This window comes from Allobosea sp. MMO-172 (assembly GCF_037147855.1).
In the GTDB taxonomy this organism is placed as follows: Bacteria; Pseudomonadota; Alphaproteobacteria; order Rhizobiales; family Beijerinckiaceae; genus Allobosea.
On sequence record NZ_JBBCUM010000041.1, the window covers coordinates 1 to 1,854 of the forward strand.

3 protein-coding genes are annotated in these 1,854 nt (G+C 60.1%); 1 reads left to right on the forward strand and 2 read right to left on the reverse strand.

Annotation, left to right across the window (positions count from 1 at the left end; genetic code table 11):
• Positions 1-3: 3 nt before the first annotated feature.
• Positions 4-213, reverse strand: a complete 210-nt coding sequence (locus tag WFK61_RS25965) for a hypothetical protein (protein WP_336814933.1) — start codon at positions 211-213, stop codon at positions 4-6.
• 4 nt (positions 214-217) lie between these two features.
• Positions 218-439 (reverse strand): hypothetical protein, encoded by a 222-nt coding sequence (locus WFK61_RS25970; protein ID WP_336814934.1) that lies wholly within the window; start codon positions 437-439, stop codon positions 218-220.
• 199 nt (positions 440-638) lie between these two features.
• Here WFK61_RS25970 and WFK61_RS25975 point away from each other — a divergent pair, with 199 nt between their 5' ends.
• Positions 639-1,646 carry a PAS domain-containing protein gene (locus WFK61_RS25975; RefSeq protein WP_336814935.1) on the forward strand — a complete coding sequence of 336 codons (1,008 nt, stop codon included), beginning with the start codon at positions 639-641 and terminating at the stop codon, positions 1,644-1,646.
• Positions 1,647-1,854 lie beyond the last annotated feature (208 nt).

The window sequence follows — 1,854 nt, forward strand, 5'->3', positions numbered from 1 at the left end:
CGGTCAGGGTTTGGGCCGCGGCGCTTGCAAGTCCGTCGGGCTTTTCGGGGCGTCTCTGGGATCCACCTGGCCTGACTGCAATTCGCGCTGCGTTTGCAGGTGGTTCAGATTGAAGCCGATGAATATCGCCACGATGATGAATGCGATAATCGCCACAACGCGGATGCCGACTTTCTTGGCGACCTTCGGCGGGGGTGAATTCTCGATCGGCATCGCCTCACTCCGATCCGGTGCCGCTCGGGACATCGTCTTTGGTTTTCCGCTCACCGCGGCCGGAAGCGGCCGTGACGGCCAACGACTGCTCGTACAGCTCCACCGCTGCGTTGATCGCGTTCAGTTCACGCTCCTCGTCGCCGCCCTTCGCAGAGCCCGCGAGGTGGATCGCTCGGTCAAGAGCCTCGTTCAGTTGATCTTCGTTGCGGATCACGATGCGTGCCATGCAGGCTCAACCGCGGTTCAATCCGATCGTTCCTTTGTGCGCGAGAAAGCCGCTTGATATGGCGCGCTGAGGCGTGATGGCCACCAAACAAAAAAGCGATGCAAGCCTCGGAACCAGATCGCCTTGAGCAAGTATCGATGTTCTGAGACGCGGCAGAGGATCGCGGTTCACGACATTGCCCGGGGGCGTAGAGTTGCCGTTGGACGAGACTCTCAGAAGGCTGCGGTTGCGGGAGGAAGAGCTCGCCCGCGTTCAGCGCATTGGCCAGATCGGTGGACTCGAGGTCGACCTCCGTGAAGGCGCCTTTCGGAACAAGCGCTCGCCAGAGTATCTCGCGGTCCATGGCCTCCCCCCGGAGTCAGAGAACGAAACCCACGAGGCGTGGGTTGCTCGCATCCACCCGGAAGACCGCGACCGCGTCGTCAGCCATTTCCAGCGGAGCGTGTTCGGCACCGATGTCGAGTATGAGGCCGAGTATCGCATCGTTCGCCCTTCTGACCGCGCTGTGCGCTGGATTCTGGCCAAGGCTGAAATCCAGCGGGATGAGTTGGGCAAGCCAGTCAAGCTCATCGGGGCGCATATCGATATCACCGCCAGAAGAACCGCCGAAGAGCAGCGGGAACTCATCGCCCGCGAGTTGCAGCACCGCATCGGCAATATTTTTGCCGTTGTCGGCAGCCTCATATCGATGGCCGCTCGTGCGGAGCCTGCATCTGCAAAGTTCGCGGAAGGCATCGTTGAACGAATCGCATCGCTAAACAGGGCGCACGGCATAGTCCTGAAAAGCAGTGAGCGAGCACCCGACACCCTTCTGGAACTCATCGGGCGACTGATTGCACCCTACAACGTGGGCGCCACCCCTTTGATCACGATGAATGGCGACGAGGTGCGGGTTGGCCAGTCCGCTTCTACGGCAATAGCACTGGTGCTTCACGAACTGGCGACGAACGCTGTGAAGCACGGCTCCCTCTCTGTTCCCGGAGGAACGGTGGAGATCAAAGTCCAGGCATCGGGTGACGATGTCCGTTTGCGCTGGGGCGAGTTCGGTGGTCCCATGGTCGACGGCGAGCCTCAAAGGCGAGGCTTTGGCAGCCTTCTTGTCGATCGAGCGGTCAAATCACAGTTGGGCGCACGCATGCACTTCGCCTGGCTTCCCTCCGGCTTGGTCGTCGAGATCGAGATGACCAAATCAAGGCTCAAGACCTAAAGGCCGGAACAAATATGAGCTGCATGGCTTGCTCTTCAAAGGAGTCAGCCATGCCAAAGCAACGTGAAAATCCGGCGATTTTGGAAGACGAGCGTGAGCCCGCAACGCCAGGAGAAAGCCCTCTTGCTGCCGACCCTATCCAGACCGGGCGCCGAGTAAGGGACAGGACAAACGTCCACGATGAAGGGAGTGACGCCAACAATACTCC

What these genes read in the sequence shown, in the direction of transcription:
- WFK61_RS25965 (WP_336814933.1), bottom strand. Translation starts at nt 213, where the DNA reads ATGCCGATCGAGAATTCACCCCCGCCGAAGGTCGCCAAGAAAGTCGGC.
- WFK61_RS25970 (WP_336814934.1), bottom strand. Translation starts at nt 439, where the DNA reads ATGGCACGCATCGTGATCCGCAACGAAGATCAACTGAACGAGGCTCTT.